At 62.3% G+C, this 18684-nt stretch carries 16 protein-coding genes; 12 read left to right on the top strand and 4 right to left on the bottom strand.

Going from position 1 to position 18684, the window contains the following annotated elements; genetic code table 11:
* Positions 1 to 113 precede the first annotated feature (113 nt).
* The 11 genes from ACEN2T_RS21345 to fecE all read left to right on the top strand — a co-directional run bounded on the left by ACEN2T_RS21345 (position 114) and on the right by fecE (position 11843).
* Positions 114 to 782 (top strand): GntR family transcriptional regulator, encoded by a 669-nt coding sequence (locus ACEN2T_RS21345; protein WP_032886938.1) that lies wholly within the window; start codon positions 114 to 116, stop codon positions 780 to 782.
* A gap of 64 nt (positions 783 to 846) precedes the next feature.
* Positions 847 to 1653, top strand: coding sequence for an ABC transporter substrate-binding protein (locus tag ACEN2T_RS21340; RefSeq protein ID WP_032886935.1), 807 nt, complete (start codon positions 847 to 849; stop codon positions 1651 to 1653).
* A 12-nt stretch (positions 1654 to 1665) separates the two neighbouring features.
* Positions 1666 to 2442, top strand: a complete 777-nt coding sequence (locus ACEN2T_RS21335) for an amino acid ABC transporter permease (protein ID WP_032886933.1) — start codon at positions 1666 to 1668, stop codon at positions 2440 to 2442.
* A gap of 2 nt (positions 2443 to 2444) precedes the next feature.
* Positions 2445 to 3224: an amino acid ABC transporter ATP-binding protein gene (locus ACEN2T_RS21330; RefSeq protein ID WP_095185598.1), complete on the top strand. Its 780-nt coding sequence runs from the start codon at positions 2445 to 2447 to the stop codon at positions 3222 to 3224.
* Between the two features lie 22 nt (positions 3225 to 3246).
* Positions 3247 to 4857: a gamma-glutamyltransferase family protein gene (locus tag ACEN2T_RS21325; protein WP_442117492.1), complete on the top strand. Its 1611-nt coding sequence runs from the start codon at positions 3247 to 3249 to the stop codon at positions 4855 to 4857.
* A 204-nt stretch (positions 4858 to 5061) separates the two neighbouring features.
* Entirely contained in the window at positions 5062 to 5544 is a 483-nt protein-coding gene (locus tag ACEN2T_RS21320; RefSeq protein ID WP_442117491.1) for an Lrp/AsnC family transcriptional regulator, read from the top strand.
* Positions 5545 to 5625: 81 nt separating this feature from the next.
* Positions 5626 to 8031, top strand: a complete 2406-nt coding sequence (locus tag ACEN2T_RS21315; RefSeq protein WP_442117490.1) for a TonB-dependent siderophore receptor — start codon at positions 5626 to 5628, stop codon at positions 8029 to 8031.
* A gap of 138 nt (positions 8032 to 8169) precedes the next feature.
* Positions 8170 to 9090: a Fe(3+) dicitrate ABC transporter substrate-binding protein gene (locus ACEN2T_RS21310; RefSeq protein WP_032886920.1), complete on the top strand. Its 921-nt coding sequence runs from the start codon at positions 8170 to 8172 to the stop codon at positions 9088 to 9090.
* 2 nt (positions 9091 to 9092) lie between these two features.
* Complete coding sequence (gene fecC, locus ACEN2T_RS21305; RefSeq protein ID WP_032886919.1) at positions 9093 to 10082, top strand: iron-dicitrate ABC transporter permease FecC; 990 nt, start codon at positions 9093 to 9095, stop codon at positions 10080 to 10082.
* The gene (locus ACEN2T_RS21300) at positions 10079 to 11047 is read left to right on the top strand and encodes an iron chelate uptake ABC transporter family permease subunit (RefSeq protein WP_442117489.1); all 969 of its coding nucleotides are present in this window, start codon (positions 10079 to 10081) and stop codon (positions 11045 to 11047) included. Before fecC ends, ACEN2T_RS21300 begins: the two co-directional genes overlap by 4 nt.
* A 4-nt stretch (positions 11048 to 11051) precedes the next feature.
* Complete coding sequence (gene fecE, locus ACEN2T_RS21295) at positions 11052 to 11843, top strand: Fe(3+) dicitrate ABC transporter ATP-binding protein FecE (RefSeq protein WP_099602692.1); 792 nt, start codon at positions 11052 to 11054, stop codon at positions 11841 to 11843.
* A 282-nt stretch (positions 11844 to 12125) separates the two neighbouring features.
* On the opposite strand, the gene ACEN2T_RS21290 is transcribed toward fecE, so the two are convergent.
* The 3 genes from ACEN2T_RS21290 to ACEN2T_RS21280 are packed head-to-tail and all read right to left on the bottom strand — an operon-like array spanning position 12126 to position 16568.
* Positions 12126 to 13055 carry a sulfonate ABC transporter substrate-binding protein gene (locus ACEN2T_RS21290; RefSeq protein WP_442117488.1) on the bottom strand — a complete coding sequence of 310 codons (930 nt, stop codon included), beginning with the start codon at positions 13053 to 13055 and terminating at the stop codon, positions 12126 to 12128.
* Positions 13052 to 14383, bottom strand: coding sequence for an LLM class flavin-dependent oxidoreductase (locus ACEN2T_RS21285; protein WP_442117487.1), 1332 nt, complete (start codon positions 14381 to 14383; stop codon positions 13052 to 13054). The genes ACEN2T_RS21290 and ACEN2T_RS21285 overlap by 4 nt, the downstream gene beginning before the upstream one ends.
* Before the next feature lies 1 nt (position 14384).
* A complete protein-coding gene (locus ACEN2T_RS21280; protein ID WP_442117486.1) occupies positions 14385 to 16568 on the bottom strand; it encodes a TonB-dependent receptor in 2184 nt (727 codons plus the stop codon).
* A gap of 207 nt (positions 16569 to 16775) precedes the next feature.
* Here ACEN2T_RS21280 and ACEN2T_RS21275 point away from each other — a divergent pair, with 207 nt between their 5' ends.
* Entirely contained in the window at positions 16776 to 17804 is a 1029-nt protein-coding gene (locus tag ACEN2T_RS21275; protein ID WP_032887230.1) for a LacI family DNA-binding transcriptional regulator, read from the top strand.
* Between the two features lie 34 nt (positions 17805 to 17838).
* Here the strand turns inward: ACEN2T_RS21275 and ACEN2T_RS21270 are convergent, their stop codons facing one another.
* Complete coding sequence (locus ACEN2T_RS21270) at positions 17839 to 18564, bottom strand: M12 family metallopeptidase (protein WP_442117485.1); 726 nt, start codon at positions 18562 to 18564, stop codon at positions 17839 to 17841.
* Between the last annotated feature and the right edge of the window lie 120 nt (positions 18565 to 18684).

Genomic DNA, 18684 nt, shown 5'->3' with positions numbered 1-18684 from the left:
GCGACCTATTTCATCCAAATCAATCACTTGGCTTACCCCATGAACGATTGGCACGCATTCTGCATTTATGTATCCGTGGATAATTGGATACAAAAATTCAAAAGGTGCAGCCGATGCAGTTCGCCCCCGCTTACGTTGACCGCCAGCCTCTCACCGCCGAGGAGGAGGCCTACAAGTTCCTCCTCGACGCCATCTGCGGTGGCCGCTACCACAAGGGCGACCGGCTGATTGCTGAGGATATCGCCAGCGAGATCGGCATGAGCCGCATGCCGGTGCGCGAGGCGTTCCGTCGCCTGGACGCCCAGGGCCTGGTGACCTTGCGTCCCAACCGTGGCGCCATCGTCAGCGGCCTGGATATCGATGAACTGCACGAAGTGTTCGAGATGCGCAGCGCCCTGGAAGGTCTGGCGGTGCGCGTCGCGGTGGGCCGTATCGGTGAGCGGCAACTCGCCGCGCTGGAGCGACTGCTCGACGAGATGGACGACTACCGCGATGAAAGCGCCGTGTGGGTCAGCCGTCATCGTGCCTTCCACGAATACCTGTGCAGCCTCAGCGGTCGCCCGCGCCTGATGAAACAAATCTCTGCGCTGTACTCGCTGGTGGAGGCGCCCATGCGCTTGTGGTTGCAACACGGCGAAAAACCCCTCAGCGCACGTCAGGAACACGCGGTGATCCTTGAGGCGATCCGCGCCGGTGATGGGGCACGCGCTGAAGCGGTGGTGCGCGAACACATCGAAGGCACCGTGCCCGCCCTGATCCAATTCCTGCAATCCGAACAATAAGAAAGCTGTCGTGTGTTGACGTTGAGTCCTGCCCCCGTTACTTAACGAACTGGAGTGTCTGGTCATGCATAAACGCCGTGCCTTGCTGATGGCTGTCTCCCTCGGCCTCTGTACCCAATGGGCTTTTGCTGCGCCCCAGGTGCCGGAGCGCCTGCAGAAAGTCGACAAACTCACCTACTGCTCGGGGATGGATTCACCGCCCCTGGTGTCCTTCGACGAAACCCAGCAACCGCGCGGGCTCACTGTCGATCTGGGGCTGGAAATAGCCAAACGCCTGGGCGATAAGCACGTGCAATGGCGGGTGATTCCGTTCTCCGGGCTGGTGCCGGCGTTGCTCGCCCAGCAGTGCGACATGATCGTTGACCAACTGTTCGACAAACCCGAGCGGCGCCAGGTGATCGACATCGTCAACTATATGTATTCCAGCCAGTCGGTGGTGGTGCCAAAGGGCAACCCCAAGGGCATCAAGACCCTGGATGACTTGTCCGGGCACAAGGTCGCGGTGCTCAACGGATCGACCATCAAGACCCTGCTCGATACCCAGAATGAAAGCCTGACCAAGGCCGGCAAGCCGCCGATGAAACTGGTGGTCTACAACACCGACACCGATGCCTTTCAGGCCCTGCGCATCAGCCAGGTCGACGCATACGGCACCACCGTGGAAACCGCCGGCTACTACGCCGCAATGGCCCCGGATCTGTTCCAGGAAGGTGTGCCCGCGTTCAGCCGCATCCTCACCGGCCTGGGCATGCGCAAGGACGACCCGCAGCTCACCGCCGCCGTACAGCAGGTGATCAGCGACATGCGCAGCGACGGCAGCTACGTGCAATTGCTTAACAAATGGCATGTCAGCAGCGACACACTCGACTGAGGCGCACCGACGATGAATTTCAATTGGGATGTGTTCTGGCAGTACCTGCTCCAGCCCAGTGGGGTGTACCTCACCGGGCTGTGGCTGACCTGCCTGATCAGCATATTGGCGATGCTGCTGGGCTGTGCGTTGGGTTTGGCGGCGGCGCTGTTGCGCCTGTCGAAGAATCCGCTGCTGCACCTGCCGGTGCGCTTTTACGTGTGGTTGATGCGCGGCACACCGTTGCTGGTGCAGATCGTGTTTTTGTACACCGCACTGGCGGCCGGCGGGATTTTCCGCTTCGAAGACATCGAGCTGTTCGGCCTGATCGTTCCCGGCAATATCCAGGCAGCCATTATTGCCCTTGGCCTCAACGAAGGTGCGTACATGGCCGAGATCATCCGCGCCGGTATCGGCGCGGTGGACAAAGGCCAATACGAAGCGGGGCGTTCCCTGGGTATGGGCTTTGCCAAACTGATGCGGCGCATCGTGCTGCCCCAGGCGTTCCGCGTGATCGTGCCGCCGTTGGGCAATGAGTTCAACGTCATGCTCAAGAACACCACCCTGGTCAGCGTGATCGGCGTGCAGGAGCTATTGCTTAGCACGCAGATGATCACCTCGGCGACCTTCCGCGTGTTCGAGCTGTACCTGGTGGTCGCCCTGTATTTCCTGACGCTGACCACCCTGTGGGGCTTCTTCCAGCGCTGGCTCGAAAATCGCTTCGGCCAGTCCGATCGACCTTCCTCGCCACCGCCGGCCGCCAGCCGTATGTTCGGTCGCAGCACCCTGAAATTGCTGAGGGGACGTTAACCATGGCGCACCAAAGTGAAGAGCTGATCATTGAGGCTTTGGATGTTCAGAAGTCGTTCGGCGAGTTGCAGATTCTCAAGGGTATCTCTCTGCAAGTGCGGCGGGGCGAAGTGGTGGTGCTGATCGGTGCCTCCGGCTCTGGCAAGACCACCTTTATCCGCTGCATCAACCTGCTCGAAGATATCCAGGGCGGACGCATTCGTGTCAACGGCCGCGCCATGGGCTATCGCGAACGCAGCGACGGCAGCCTGGTACGCGATTCGGAGCGCAACATCGCCCGTCAGCGCCGGGACATCGGCATGGTGTTCCAACGCTTCAACCTGTTCCCCCATATGACTGCGCTGGAAAATATCATCGAGGCGCCGATCCAGGTGCTCGGCACCCCGCGTGCCCAGGCGCTGGAACAGGCGCGCGGCTTGCTGGCGCGGGTCGGCCTGGCCGACAAAGCCAACCATTACCCGTCAATGCTCTCCGGCGGCCAGCAGCAAAGGGTAGCGATTGCCCGCGCGCTGGCGATGAAGCCCCAGGCCATGTTGTTCGACGAACCCACCAGTGCCCTCGACCCGGAAACCGTCGGCGAAGTCTTGCAGGTGATGAAGGAGCTGGCGGAGGAGGGCATGACCATGGTGGTGGTCACCCATGAAATGGGGTTTGCCCGTGAAGTGGCCGACCGCGTGGTGGTGCTCGATCAGGGCGAGCTCATCGAGCAGGGGCCGCCGGAACAGATCTTCAGCCACCCCAGCCATCCGCGTACCCGGGCCTTTCTCAGTCGCGTGTTATGACCCTTTTTGAAGAGCGTTTGCCATGTTGAAATTTTCTCCTCACGAGTACCCCTATCCGTCGCAACGCCAGAGCGTGTTTGCCCGTCGCGGCATGGTCGCCGCGTCGCAACCCCTGGCCGCTCAGGCCGGTATCGAAATCATGCAAAAAGGCGGCAACGCCATCGATGCCGCCATCGCTACGGCCGCCGCCCTGACGGTGGTAGAGCCCACCGGTTGCGGCCTGGGCGGCGATGCGTTTGCCCTGGTCTGGTGCAAGGGCCAGTTGCACGGCCTGAACGGCAACGGCCACGCGCCGGCGGCCTTGAGTATTGAGGCGGTCAAGGCCGCCGGGCATGAACAGATGCCCCTGTATGGCTGGACCCCAGTCACGGTACCGGGTTGCCCGTCGGCGTGGGCTGAGTTGTCGCAACGCTTCGGCAAGTTGCCGTTCGCCGAGTTGCTGCAACCGGCGATTTCCTTGGCGCGGGAAGGCTTTGCGCTGTCGCCGGTGGTCGCCCATCAATGGCAGATCTCCATGAACGAATTCAGCCCGCACCGTGACGAAGTGCTGGACGCGTGGTTCGATACCTTCCTGATCGACGGTCGCGCGCCACGCGCCGGTGAGATCTTCCGTAACACGGCCCAGGCCTGCACCCTGGAAGAACTGGCCGCTACCTGCTGCGAAAGCCTCTATCGCGGCGCGCTGGCCGAGCGCCTTGACGCCCACTCGCGCGCCAGTGGAGGCTACCTGCGCGCCAGCGACCTCAAGGATTACCGCGCGCAGTGGGTGGAGCCGATCCATATCAACTACCGTGGCGTGGATGTCTGGGAAATTCCGCCCAGCGGCCAGGGCCTGGTGGCGTTGATGGCGCTGAAAATCCTCGAAGGCTTCACCTTCGATCACCGCGACAGCCAGCAGACCTGGCATCGCCAACTGGAGGCGATGAAACTTGCCTACAGCGATGGGCTGCACTACATCACCGACCCCGCGCACATGCGCGTGGCGGTGGCCGACCTGCTCAGCGACGACTACAGCCGCCGCCGCCGTGACCAGATCAGCGAGCAGGCGCAGCCGCCCAAACCCGGCGACCCCCACGCCAGCGGCACGGTGTACCTGGCCACGGCGGACGCCGAAGGCAATATGGTCTCGTTTATCCAGAGCAACTATCACGGCTTCGGCTCCGGCGTTGTGTTGCCCGACAGCGGCATTGCGCTGCAGAACCGTGGGCAGGAATTCAGCCTCGACCCGGCCCATGCCAACCACCTGGCACCGGGCAAGAAGACCTTTCACACCATCATCCCCGGCTTCCTCACCCAGGACGGCCAGGCACTCGGCCCGTTCGGCGTGATGGGGGGGTATATGCAGCCCCAGGGTCATGTGCAGATGGTGATGAACCTGGTGGACTTCGGCCTCAACCCCCAGGCCGCGCTGGATGCGCCGCGCTGGCAATGGCTGGGTGACATGAAGGTTGGCATCGAACACGGCGCCTCGCGGGGCCTGGTCAATGCACTGGCGCGGCGTGGTCATACCGTGCAGACCGACAGCGACCTGACCGATTACGGGCGCGGGCAGATTATCCTGCGTGACCCGGTCAGCGGCGTGTTGTGTGGCGGCACCGAACCACGTGCGGATTCCCATATCGCGGTGTGGTAAGGCGCAGCATGCCCGGCCGCTGCGGGGCGACGGAACCCTTCGACATCACCGGAAACACCGGCGACAGGTGAATCAAAAACCCCATGAGACGCTCCATTTCTGCATGCTGAAGGAGTTGGGATAGTATTGAGGCCCTGGTCGTCATTGGTCTCTGAATCGAGGCTGTTTTCGATAAAATTTCTCACCCCGTCGAGCACGCACCGAATGGCCAAACCCGCTTCTTACACGCTGGACCTGGACGGCTTCGACTGGTCCATCCTGGCCCTGGTGCAGCGCGACAACGCCTTGCCCCTGCGTACTCTCGCCGAGAAGGTCAACCTCTCCACCGCCGCCGTGCAACGCCGCATCAAGCGCTTGGAAGAGGGTGGAGTGATCATCGCGAATGTGGCCCTGGTGGACCCGGTGAAGGCCGGCAAGCCGATCACCATCATTGCCGAGGTTTCCGTCGAACGTACCAGCATCGACGCGCTGTCGATGACCAAGGCCAGCTTCTCCGTGCCCCAGGTGCAGCAGTGTTATTACGTCACCGGCGAAGCGGATTTCGTGCTGGTGCTGAACGTTGCCAGCATGCAGGAATACCAGGATCTCGCCGCCCGGCTGTTCGCCGAGAACCCCAACGTGAAGTGGTTCAAGACATTGGTGGCGCTGGATCGCGTCAAGGTAGGGCTGGAAGTGCCCATTGGCTAAAAAATAACTCTCGAAGCCTGTCCCCTTTTTTCACCTCGCCTGTCATTCCAGGCAAGTGAACAAAATCGAGAGCTTCCTCCAATGTCCGCAGTCCTACCCTTGCGTTTGCGCCCGTTGCTCAAACTGAGCCTGATGCTGAGCCTCAGCGCCAGCCCATTGTTTGTGCCTACAAGCTTTGCCGAAGACGCCGCCGCGCGTCGCAGCTATCAGGTGCCTGCCGGCAGCCTGAGCGCAGCGTTGACCCGTTTTGCCGGGTTGTCGGGCGTCAACCTGTCAGTGGACCCCGCGCTGGTCAGCGGGCGCAGCAGCAGTTGTTTATCCGGCGAATACGGCGTGGAGGAGGGCTTCGCGCGCTTGCTGCAAGGCTCTGGCCTGCAACTGCAACCCATGGGCGAGCAGGCCTATATGCTGGTGCCAGCGCCGGACGGCAGCACCCTGGAACTGGCGCCGACCTCTATCCTCGGCACCACCGGCCTGTACGACGGCGATACTTACGCCGGTGGCCAAGTGGCGCGCCGTGGTTCCCAAGGTTTGCTAGGCACGCGGGACTTCATGGAAACACCGTTCAGCATGACCACCTACACCGCCGATGCGGTGAAGAATCAGCAGGCGCGCACCCTCGGCGACCTGATCAACAGCGACCCCTCGGTACGCGCCACCAACCCGGCCGGTGGGCGTTATGAGCAGTTCACCATTCGTGGCTTCAGCCTGTTCAACAGTGATGTGTCGTACAACGGCCTCTATGGCGTATTGCCGACCTACACCATCGACATGGAAATGGCCGACCGCGTCGACATCTTCAAAGGCCCGACCCAACTGATCAACGGCATCTCGCCGCGTGGCAGTGTGGGCGGCGGCATCAACGTGGTGCCTAAGCGCGCCACCGACAAGGACATCACCTCGTTTACCGGCACCTGGGCCTCGGAAAGCCAAGCCGGTGGCGCGGTGGACGTGGGCCGGCGCTTTGGCGAGGACAACAAGTTCGGCCTGCGTTTCAACGGCGTGAAGCAGTCCGGCGACACCGAATGGGATCACCAGAGTGTCGACCGCGAGATGGCCGTGCTGGGCCTGGATTTCCGGGGCGAGCGCCTGCGGTTGTCCACCGATATTGGCCGCACCGAACGGGATACCGATGCGCCCCAGGAACGTGTGCAGGTAGCGGCCGCCGCGCCGGTACCGAGCGCCAACGATGTGCGCCGCAATTACGCGCAATCCTGGAGCAAGGCCCGCACCAAGGACACCTTCGGCACTGTGAATGCCGAATATGACCTGAGCGATTCGGTGATGCTCTACGGCGGTGTAGGCGCGCGTAAAAGTAATCACGAGTTCCTGCGCCATGCGGTGTCGGTGAGCAATGCGGCCGGTGACTTCCGCGTGCAGCCCCGGGATTTCACCCGTGATGAAAACGTGCGAACGGCCACGGCGGGTGTACGCAACTGGTTCCATACCGGGCCGGTGAGCCATGAGGTCAACCTGGCACTCAGCGACTTCTACATGGACTTCACCAACGGTGGCGCGCGTTATCCAGAAGGCACGAGCAATCTCTACAACCCTGTGCAAACCCCGACGCCGTCTACGGCCACGCGCCAGGATGCGAAGGTCTACACCGAAAACCGTTTCAGCGGCGTGGCCCTGTCTGACACCCTGGGCTTCTTCGAAGACCGCTTGTTGCTGACCCTTGGCGCGCGCTGGCAGCGGGTGAAAGTCGATGACTGGAGCGATGGGGTCAAAGGCAAAACCAACTACGACGAAGAAAAACTCTCGCCATCCGGTGGCTTGCTGTTCAAGGCCACCGACAAACTGTCGCTGTACGCCAACTACATGGAAGGCTTGAGCCAAGGCAAGATCGCGCCGTCCACGTCGCGCAACGAAGACGAGATCTTCCCGCCGTTTGTCAGTCGCCAGGTGGAAGTGGGCGCCAAGTACGACGCCGGTGCCTTCGGCGTGACGGCCGCCGTGTTCCGCATCAAGCAACCGGCCTACGAGACCAACGCCACGTCGAGGCTGTTCGGGCCTAACGGCAAGCGCGAAAACTCCGGTGCGGAACTGAGTGTGTTCGGCGAGCCGCTAAAGGGTGTGCGCCTGCTCGGCGGCGTGATGTACATCGACAGCAAACTCAAGGACACCACCAATGGCACCTACGACGGCAACCGCGCGCCGGCCACGCCCAAGTACAACGTCAACGTTGGCGCCGAATGGGATGTGCCGATGCTCGAAGGCCTGACCCTGACCAGCCGTGGCATCCACTCCAGCTCGCAGTACCTGGACCAGTCCAACGTCAAGGAAATCGACGCCTGGAACCGTATCGACGTGGGTGCCCGGTATGGGTTCAAGGTCGACGACAAGCACATCACCCTGCGGGCAAATATGGAGAACGTCGCCGATAAACGCTATTGGAGCTCGGCGGGTGCGTCGGATGACAGCGAGCCGGGGCTGACCCTGTCGACACCGCGCACCTATCTGCTCTCTGCCACCGTCGACTTCTAGACGCCGATCAAATGGGGGAGGGGCAAGTCCCCTCCCACAAATGAGAATGTTTTTTGATCACGCCGCGCTGATATGGAATAGTACCCGCCGTTTTCCCCAGCCGGTCCAGCCGGGGTGTTTTAACGCCGAGGTCCCTTCATGCAACTGTTGCGCTCCATCCCCATCCTTGCTGCCTGCCTGCTGGCGTTCTCTTCAAGCCTGTTAAGTGCTGCCCCCATCGATCTCAACGACGGCCAGCACGCTGTGCATCTGCCCGATGCGCCCAAGCGTGTGGTGGTGCTGGAGTTCTCCTTTCTCGATAGCCTTGCTGCCGTTGACGTGACCCCCGTCGGTGCAGCGGATGATGGCGACGCCAACCGCGTCTTGCCCCGTGTGCGCCAGGCCATCGGCCAGTGGACGTCAGTGGGCCTGCGTTCGCAGCCGAGTATCGAGGAAATCGCCCGGCTCAAGCCGGACTTGATCGTCGCCGACCTCAATCGCCATCAAGCGCTGTACAGCGACTTGGCCAGCATCGCGCCAACCTTGTTGCTGCCTTCGCGCGGTGAGGACTATGAGGGCAGCCTCAAGTCCGCCGAGCTGATCGGTAAGGCCTTGGGCAAAAGCCCGCAGATGGAAGCGCGCATCGCCCAGAACCGCGCGAACCTGACAAAAATTGCCCAACAGATTCCCGCCGGTGCCAGCGTGCTCTTCGGTGTCGCCCGCGAAGACAGCTTTTCGGTGCACGGCCCGGATTCGTACGCTGGCAGCGTGCTCCAAGCCATCGGCCTGAAAGTGCCTTCGGTGCGCGCCAATGCCGCCCCCACCGAATTCGTCAGCCTGGAACAACTGCTGGCCCTGGACCCCGGTTGGTTGCTGGTCGGCCATTACCGTCGCCCGAGCATCGTCGACACGTGGAGCAAGCAGCCACTCTGGCAAGTGCTCGGTGCCGTGCGTAACAAGCACGTGGCCGAAGTGGATGGCGACAGCTGGGCGCGCAACCGTGGCGTGCTCGCTTCGGAGCAGATCGCCGAAGACGCCTTGGCGATTCTCAAGGGCGGCAACGCCGTACTGAGCCAATAAACATGGCGCGTAGTCTCGCGGCGGCGGGCATTGTGCTGCTCGGCGCCGTGCTGTTCTGGTTGTCGTTGTACAGCTGGTCACCGTTCACCCTGACTGCGACAGATGCCTGGAATGGCTTGGTTCATCAAGGCGCTGTCGGCGGCAATATGGCCTATATCGTTGCCCAATTGCGGGTGCCGCGTGCGGTGTGTGCGGCGCTGGTGGGTGCTTGCCTGGGCCTGGCCGGGGCACTGATGCAAGGCATCACCCGTAACCGCCTGGCCTCGCCGTCGTTATTTGGCGTGACGGCGGGAGCGGCGTTGGGGCTGGCGTTGTTTTCGACAGGATTGGTTGCACCGCCGTTTGCCGGTGGCGCCTTGCTGATGACCTGCATCGGTGGCGCGTTGGCCTGGGTCACGGTGTTCAGCCTCGGTGGCGCCTGGTCGCCGACCACGGCCCAAGGTCGCTTGGTATTGGCCGGCGTGGCGGTGGCGGCGTTGTGCGCTGCCTTGACCCGGCTCACGGTGATTCTGGTGGAGGCTCAGGCGCAAAGCGTATTGAACTGGCTGGCCGGCTCCCTCGCCAATGTGGGCGCTGCCCAAGTGCAACTGCTGTGGCCGTGCACCTTGATCGGTGGCCTGTGGGCGCTGTGGTGTGCGCCACGCCTGAACCTGATCAACCTTGGCGAAGACGCCGCCCGCTCGTTGGGCGTGGGCATCGCCAGCCTGCGCTTGCAGGTGTTCATTGCCAGCCTGTTGCTGGTGGGCGCCAGTGTCTGCGCGGTGGGGCCGATTGGTTTTGTCGGCTTGATTGCGCCGAATATCCTGCGCCAGTTTCTCGGCAATGATTACCGCTGGCTGATCCCGCTGAGTGCGGCGCTGGGCGCGGTGATCGTGCTCGGCGCCGACCTGCTCAGCCGCGCCGTGGCCTTTCCGGTGGAAACCCCGGCCGGTGTAGTCACGGCGCTGATCGGCGCACCGTTCTTTCTGTTTCTTGCCAGGCGCGCCCTATGACCCGCCCACGTTTTCGCCTGTGGTTGCTGCTCGGCCTGTTGCTGCTGGCGACCTTCGTCAGCCTCAGCGCCGGCACGTTGTGGCTCAAGCCCGCGACCGTCTTCGATCGCCTGCTGGCCCATGACGCCCTCGACTTTGAAGTATGGAACCACCGCCTGCCGCGCAGCCTGATCGCCATCCTCGCAGGCGCAGCCTTCGGCCTGGCCGGTGCGATCGTGCAAGGCGTGATCCGCAACCCGCTGGCCTCGCCGGAAATCCTCGGCGTGACCCAAGGCGCGGGGTTGGCGCTGACCGTGGCGATCATCAGTTGGCCGCACCTGCCGATTGCCTGGCTGCCGTTGGTGGCCTGCCTTGGCGGTGCCAGCGGCGCTTTGCTGCTGGCGTTGTACAACACCGGCGTGAGTTTTTCCGGTGTGCGCTTCGCGCTGTCCGGGGTGGCGATTGCGGTGACCTTGTCCAGCGTCACCGAGTTTCTGATCCTGTCCCATCCGCTGGATATCAACACCGCGCTGCTCGCGCTCACCGGCAGCCTGTGGAGCCGCAACTGGCACCATGTGGCGCTGGTGTTGCCGTTCCTGCTGCTGATCCCGTTGGGGCTATGCCTGGCCAAACCGCTGAACCTGATCGCCCTCGGTGATGAAGCGGCCCACAGCCTGGGGACCGCATTGAGTCGCACGCGCTGGCTGGCGATGGCGTGCGCGGTGCTGCTCACCAGCCTGGGCGTAGGCGTGATCGGGCCGATTGGGTTTATCGGTCTGGTGGCGCCGCACATGGCGCGGCGGCTGGTGGGCGGGCATCACCAGTACCTGCTGCCGGCGGCGATGCTGGTCGGCGCGCTGTTGCTGGTGCTGGCCGACACCCTCGGGCGCACGTTGATCGCGCCCAGCGAAATCCCCGCCGGGGTGCTGACGGCGGTGATTGGCGCACCGTATTTTCTTTGGTTGCTGGCACGGTTCAAGGGTTGATGACATGAGTATTCTCCAGGCCCGCGAGCTTGATATCGGCTACGGCGGCACACGCATCGTGCAGGGGCTTTCGTTTGTGCCACCGGTGGGAAAAGTCACCGCGCTGATCGGGCCCAACGGCTGCGGCAAGTCCACGTTGCTCAAGGCCTTTGCGCGCATTCTCAAACCTACGCAGGGTGAACTGACGCTCGACGGCCAGCCTTACAGCGCCTTGTCCGCCCGCCAGCTGGCACGGCAGATCGCGTTTCTGCCCCAGGTATTGCCGGTGCCGGAAGGCGTCAGCGTGCGCCAGTTGGTTGCCTACGGCCGCAGTCCTCACAACTCACTGTGGGGACGCCTCAGCGGCAGCGATCAATCCCAGGTAAACCAGGCCCTGCAGCGCCTGGAACTGGACAACCTGGCCGACCGCGCCCTGGCGGATCTGTCCGGTGGCCAACGCCAACGCGCGTGGCTGGCAATGGTGCTGGCGCAGAACGCGCCGGTGGTATTGCTGGATGAACCGACGACCTATCTCGACATCAGTCATCAGGTCGAACTCATGGACTTGATGTGCGAACTGGCCGCCGAAGGCAAGACCGTGATCACCGTGCTCCACGACATCAACCAGGCGTGCCGCTATGCCGATCATTTGGCGGTGATGCACGGCGGTCATCTGGTCGCCGATGGCGCGCCGGGCCAGGTGATCAGTGCGCAGTTGATGCGGGAGGTCTTTGAGGTGCAGGTGCAGATCATCAATGAGCCGGTTTCTGGTACCCCGATGTGCGTCGTCGAAAAAAGCACCCGCACTCAAGCCTGACGCGTTAAAAATGTGGGAGGGGGCTTGCTCCCGATAGCGGTGCAACAGTCAAAACATCAAGTGACTGACACACCGCCATCGGGAGCAAGCCCCCTCTCACATTTTGATCTTCAGGGGGGCAGTTACTTAGCTTTATCTTTACGCATTCACGATCAACACATTACCGGACTGGAATCCACTCAACTGTGGGAGGGGGCTTGCTCCCGATAGCGGTGCAACAGTCAAAACATCAAATGACTGACACACCGCCATCGGGAGCAAACCCCCTCCCACATTTGGATTTCAGTGGACTTCGGATTTCCACACGGCCTGCTTCACCTCAATCGCCTTGGGCAACAACCGGTTCTGGAAAAACAAATCCGCCGTCGCTTGCTGCGCCTGAATGATCCCCTCATCAATCGGCAAAATCGGCGATGGCGGGCGGTTATCCATATAGCGGGCGATCACGTCACCGGGCAGGCCCATGAAGGCTGTCAGTACCTTCACACTGTCCTCACGCTGGCTGCGGGTCAGTGCTTCGGCGTTGGTCAACTCACCCAGCAGATCATGGATAAATCCACCGTTGGCCTGGGCATATTCACGCCGCGCGGTGTACACCGGTCCCGACAACCCCAAGCCTTCACCATTGGCCAGCACATGGCTGGGGCTCTGGCTCAAGGCGAGGGACGAGTAGGGCTCCCAGATCGCCCAGGCATCCACGCTGCCTTGTTCGAACGCCGCGCGGGCATCGGCGGGCGGCAGGTACACCGGCTGGATGTCCTTGTAGCTAAGGCCCGCTTTGTTCAGCGCGCGCAGGATCAGGTTGTGGGAGCTGGAGCCTTTCTGGAAGGCGACTTTCTTGCCTTTCAAATCCGCCACCGAATGCAGTGGGCTGTCATTGCGCACCAGAATGGTTTCGGCGCTGGGCTTGGGCGGCTCGGCGCCGATATACACCAAGTCGGCGCCCGCCGCCTGGGCGAACAGCGGCGGGATGTCGCCGGTGGAGCCCACATCCAGTGCGCCCACGTTGAGCGCTTCAAGCATCTGCGGGCCGGCGGGGAATTCGATCCACTTCACATCCGTCTGCGGGAAGCGTTTTTCCAACAGGCCATGTTCCTTGGCCAGGACCAGGGCAATGGAGCCTTTCTGGTAGCCGATGCGCAGGGTGTCCGGCTCGGCCGCCCACGCGGTTTGGGTCATCAGTAAGGCCAACAACAGTGTCGGGATCTTCATGCCGGAGTCTCCTTGAAGCGATTTTCCGGGCGCGCCAAACCGAGGTTTTCCCGCAAGGTCGTGCCGGTGTATTCGGTGCGCAACAGGCCACGCCGTTGCAGTTCAGGCACCACCCACTGGGCGAAATCCTCCAGCCCACCGGGCAGATGAGGCACCAGGATATTGAAACCATCCGCCGCGCCGTTTTCGAACCAGTTTTGCAGCTCATCGGCAATCTGCGCGGGCGTGCCGATCAGACTGTAATGCCCGCGACCACCGGCGATGCGCTGCCCCAGCTGTCCCAGGGTCAACTGTTCGCGATGAGCCAAATCACTGAGCAATTGCTGACGGCTCCGTTGCCCGCTGTCGGTCAATGGCAGCTCCGGCAACGGCCCATCCAGTGGGTACCCTGACAGGTCGAAATTGCCCAGCATGCGCCCCAGCAAGGCAACGCCGACTTCGGGCTCCACGAGATCCTGGAATGCCTCGAATTTTGCCTGGGCCTCGGCCTCGGTGTGCCCGACCACCACAAACACGCCGGGCATGATTTTCAGCGAATCCGGCTGACGTCCATACCCGTCCAGGCGCCCTTTGAGATCAGCATAAAATGCCTGGGCATTGGCCAGCGAAGTCTGTGCGGTAAACACCACCTCTGCGGTCTGTGCCGCCAAATCGCGGCCCGTTTCCGAAGAACCCGCCTGCACGATCACCGGCTGGCCTTGAGGCGAGCGCGCCACGTTCAGCGGGCCTTTGACCCGGAAGTGTTCGCCCACATGATCGAGCACATGCCGCTTCGTCGGCTCGTAGTAGGTGCCGCTGGCTTTGTCGCGCACGAAGGCGTCGTCTTCCCAGCTGTCCCAAAGGCCCGTCACCACCTTATGAAACTCGCGGGCGCGGCTGTAGCGCTCGGCATGGCCCACGTGTTCATCGCGGCCGAAATTTTGCGCCTCTGCAGCAGCGTCCGACGTCACCAGGTTCCAACCCGCCCGCCCCCCCGACAGGTGATCCAGCGAGGCGAATTTGCGCGCCACATGGTAGGGCTCGTTGTAGGTGGTGGTCGCCGTGGCAATCAGGCCGATATGCTCCGTCACCGCACTCAACGCCGAGAGCAGGGTCAGCGGCTCGAAATGATCCGATCGCGCCATATGGCTGGCGATCTCGCCCGTGGGCGCGGCAATGCTGTCGGCTACGAACAGTGCATCGAACCTGGCCGCTTCGGCCACCCGCGCCAAGTGTTTGTACTGGGCGAAATCCAGCCCGGCATTTGCCGGTACGTCCGGATGGCGCCACGCGGCCACATGGTGCCCGGTGGCCATGAGAAAGGCGCCGAGTTTCAGCTGACGGCTCATGTTAGAAATCCTTGCGCAGTTGCACGCCGAAGTAACGTTCATCGTCACGAGGTACGGCGCGGTAGATGTAGTTGCCGCCACTGGCCAGCAATGGCGAGTAGGACTTGTCGGCGAGGTTTTTGGCCAGCAGCGCCACGCGCCAGCCATTGCTGTAGTCCGCCAGGGCCACGCTGGCGTTCCAGATGCCGTAGGCGCCTTGTTTGGTGTCGAGGTTTTGGCTGATGTCGTACTGCACTTCGCTCTGCCAGCTGTAGTCGGTGCCCAATTCGATATCCAGGCCGTTATCCAGTGGGATGGTGTAGTCGGCGCGTACGTAACTCTTCCAGTCCGGGCTGTAGGGCAGCGGCTTGCCGTTGACGTTGCAGGTGGCCGCCGCGCCCGCCGGGCAGGCGAATTCGTCGATGCGTGCACGGGTGTAGGCCAGGGCGCCGGAGAGCTTGAGTTGCTGGGTGGCCTGCAAGGCGTAATCGAGTTCGACGCCTTCGGTGCTGACGCTGCCGGCGTTGATCAGGCGGGTCACCACTTGGCCGGCGACCGAGTCGAAAAAGTTGGCCTGGTAGTTGTCGTAGTCGCTGTGGAAAACCGCCAGGTTGGTGGTCAGTCGGTTGTTCCAGGCAGTGGCCTTGATCCCGGCTTCCCAGGTGTTGGAGGTTTCCGGCTTGAGCGCATCGGTATCGCGCGGCTGCATGTTGAAGAACACGTTGTAGGCCGGGCCTTTGTAGCCGCGCGAGTAGGTCAGGTAGCTGGTGATGTTATCGGTCAGGTCGTACTGCACGCCGAGGCGCCCGGACCAGCCATCTTCGTCCACTGAACCCGAGCTGGACGTGGCCGGTTGAATCCCACTGACGGTGGTGGCCGAGGTGGATACGCGGCGGTGATCGTATTTCAAGTCGTCATGGGTGTAGCGCAGGCCCGCGATCCCGCGAAAGCGCGAGGTGAAGTTGAGCGTGGTCTCGCCGAACACCGCGTAGCTGTCGCTGGTGGTGCTGTAGTCGGCGACGCCGCGGTCGGTGCGCGTGGTGGTGGTGAGCGTGCGCTGGTAAGTCTCTTCGTCCTTGCCATGCATGTAGAACAGGCCGCCGACGTATTCCAGGAATTCACCCTTGGGCGAGGCCAGGCGCAACTCTTGAGAGTACTGGTCGAAGGCCAGCTCACCCTTGTCGGCAGTGCCGGGAAACGCGGCGGTCACGCTGCCGAGGCGGTCGCCATCCTGGTATTGGGTGTTGTCCCAGCCGCGCCAGGCGGTGATTGAGGTCAGGGTGTAGTCGCCCAGGTTCCAGTCCAACTGGGCGGACAAACCTTTGTTGGTGTCCTCGACATGGCTGCGCGTATCGGTGTTGATGTCGCGGTTGTCGCTGGAGGCCCGCACCGGGCTCAAGGCGTTGCTGAATGCCGGGGTCAATGACTTACTGACCACACCATTCGGTGCATCGTCGTGAGACTGCATGTAGTCGGCGATCAGCGTCAGCGTCACGTCGTCGTTGGGGGTGAATTCCAACTTGCCGCGAATGCCTTTGTGGTTGTAACCGTTGACCTCCTGACCGTTGTGCTGGTTGTCGACGTTGCCGTCATAGCTGCCAAACAGCGTGCTGACCGAGCCTTTGAGCACGTCCGGCACCAGGCTGCCGCCGATGCCGAAACGGGTCCGGCTTTCATTGCCGCTGTAGTACGACTGGTCGATGTAGCCGTGGGTCTCGGCGGTGGGGGCCTTGCTGGTGATGTTGAGCACACCGGCCGAGGCGTTCTTGCCGAACAGCGTGCCTTGGGGGCCGCGCAGCACTTCGATGCGTTCCAGGTCCAGCAGGTCGAGGGTGGCCTGGCCGGGGCGCGCATAGACCACGCCGTCGATCACCGTGGCCACGGTCGGCTCCACGCCGGGGGAGGTGGAGATGGTACCCACGCCGCGTACGAATAATGAGGTGTCCTTGTTCGATGCGCCGGTACGGAAGTTCAGCGACGGCACCTGTTGCGCGATGCTCGCCACGCCGTTGCGGTTGTCGCGCTCCAGTTGCTCGCCATCGAGTACCGAGACCGCCACCGGGACTTTCTGCAGGGATTCTTCGCGGCGGGTGGCGGTGACGGTCACCGCTTCGAGGGTGGCTTGCGGCTCGTCGGCGGCAATGGCGGCGCCTGCCGGAAGTGCGGTCAAACCGGCGAGGAATAACAAGTGAGTGTGTTTGTGCATGTTGTGCCCGCTCAAAAAAATGCCCTGGTCCGCTGCGGTTCTACGACCGTCAGCGCCTGTGAAACTGTCTTGGACATTCGCTTGAGCGAGTAGCAGACAGCGCGCTTTGTTAGCGCTAACATCGGCATTATTGTTAGCTCTGCTTTAGAGCGTCAAATACTTAAAAATTAGTCTCATATTCTTTTTGGTTGTTAACAGGATCCTCCCGTGAGCGAAGAAAAACCGCGCAAGCGCCGTGGCGCCGGGCGTGTCACCTTGAATACCGTGGCGCGCCAGGCTGGCGTGTCGGCTATTACCGTGTCGCGTTATTTCAACCAGCCGGAACAGGTGTCCCCAGAACGCCGCGAACGCATTGCCCAAGTAGTCGCCGAGCTGGGTTACGTGCCCAACCTGGTGGCCGGCGGATTGGCGTCGGCGCGTGGGCGGATCGTGGCGATGGTGATCCCGAACATTTCCGGACCGATTTTTGCCAATACCATTCAGGGTTTCAGCGATACCCTCAGTCGCCATGGCTACCAACTGTTGCTGGCGTCGAGTTACTTCAGCGCTGAGCAAGAAGAAAGCGCGGTGCGGGCGTTTCTGGGTTGGTCGCCAGCGGCGCTGGTGCTGACCAGTCGCTTCCACAGTGCGGCGACTGAAAAGATGATTGCCGACGCGGACATTCCGGTGGTGGAAACCTGGGACTACGTGCCCGAGCGCGCACCGGTGCAGATCGGCTTTTCCCACTACCAGGTCGGCGTCAGCGCCGCGCGTTACCTGCATGGCAAGGGCTATCGGCGCATGGCCTTCGTGCAGAACAGCGTGGCGGGTGACTTCAGCGCCCATGAGCGTGGGGAAGGATTTGCGGCAACCCTGGTCGAACTGGGCGTGCAGCCCCAGGTGTTCGTCCCGGACGCCGGCCGCGCACCGTTCGAGGCGGGCAAGCAGGCCATGGAGGCGCTGATGAGCCACGCCACCCCACCGGAGGCGATCTTCTTCGCCAATGACAACCTGGCCGCCGGTGGCCTGCTGGCCGGGCAGCGTTCCGGATTGAAGTGCGCGGTGCTCGGGTTCGGTGATTACCCGTTTGCAGAAATGCTGCTGCCGAGCCTGAGCACCATCAAACCGCCGGCGCTTGAGATTGGTGTGCTGGCGGCGACGCGGGTCCTGGAAAGCCTGGGGGTCTTACCGGTTGCGGATGACGTCCAGCGGCTGAATTTCTTGCAATGTCAGTTGATCGCGCGTGAGAGTGCCTGACACAACCGGGCGCTACTCACGCGGGCTCGTATGCTTATGTGCCGGTCCGACGAGCTACCTTCGGGTAGGCCTTGTTTGCCCAGGCGATATCGCCTGGGCTGAGTATCGAGTTTCTTGAGTGGAAGGTATTACTCGTCGTCAACGCGGGGTTGATCGCGTAGTGCATGGCTGAGTCTTCGTCATACGGCAGAAAATCATAGGCAGCGCTGCGCGGCAGGGGCAGCAAGTTGGCTTGCTGGTAGTGATGGGGTATATGCCGGTCAAGTTTGGCCAGGTCCCACGGGATATTCGCGTCAGGATGCTGATGGGCATGCCGGGCGCCGAGCATGTGGCCGAATTCGTGCAACACGGTGTGGGCGAATGAAGTCGACGAGTAGTCTATCGGCAGGTTCATGGTCGGCATTCCGGGGGATACTTTTTGTGCATCGGTACCGACCATTGAGACCCCGGAACCTTGATGAATCGGCACCCCCGAGATGCGAACATCGCCTTCTTCCCCGCTGACGAATTCGAATTTGAGGTTGATATGGGGCAGCCACTCGCTGGCGGCCTGCTTGACCGCCTGCACATAAGGGTCGTCCATCTCGTAGTCATACATGGCGATTTTGAGGGTGCTGTGCTGCGGCCAGTATTTATCGGGCTCACCCACATCGCGGCGACTTCGGGAGAGGCGTTCGGTCGGTTGAATGCTGTCGCCGTCCTCGGCGGGCGAGGGGGGTGGCGCGGGCAGCGGAGGCGTGAATAGTCTTGAAGCGATCATGGCGTCTTACTCGGGTTATCTGGGACAAGTCCGAGCATTGATTGGCATGGATTGCCCAGAGCGTTCCATTGCAGCCCCGGCGCTCGCCCGAGGTTTATTTGCGGCGCGGTGGCATTTTGG

The organism is Pseudomonas sp. W22_MBD1_FP4, from assembly GCF_052113765.1.
GTDB classification, from domain to species: domain Bacteria; phylum Pseudomonadota; class Gammaproteobacteria; order Pseudomonadales; family Pseudomonadaceae; genus Aquipseudomonas; species Aquipseudomonas sivasensis.
Note: the sequence above shows the minus strand (reverse complement) of the source record. Positions and strands in the feature narration are given on the sequence as shown.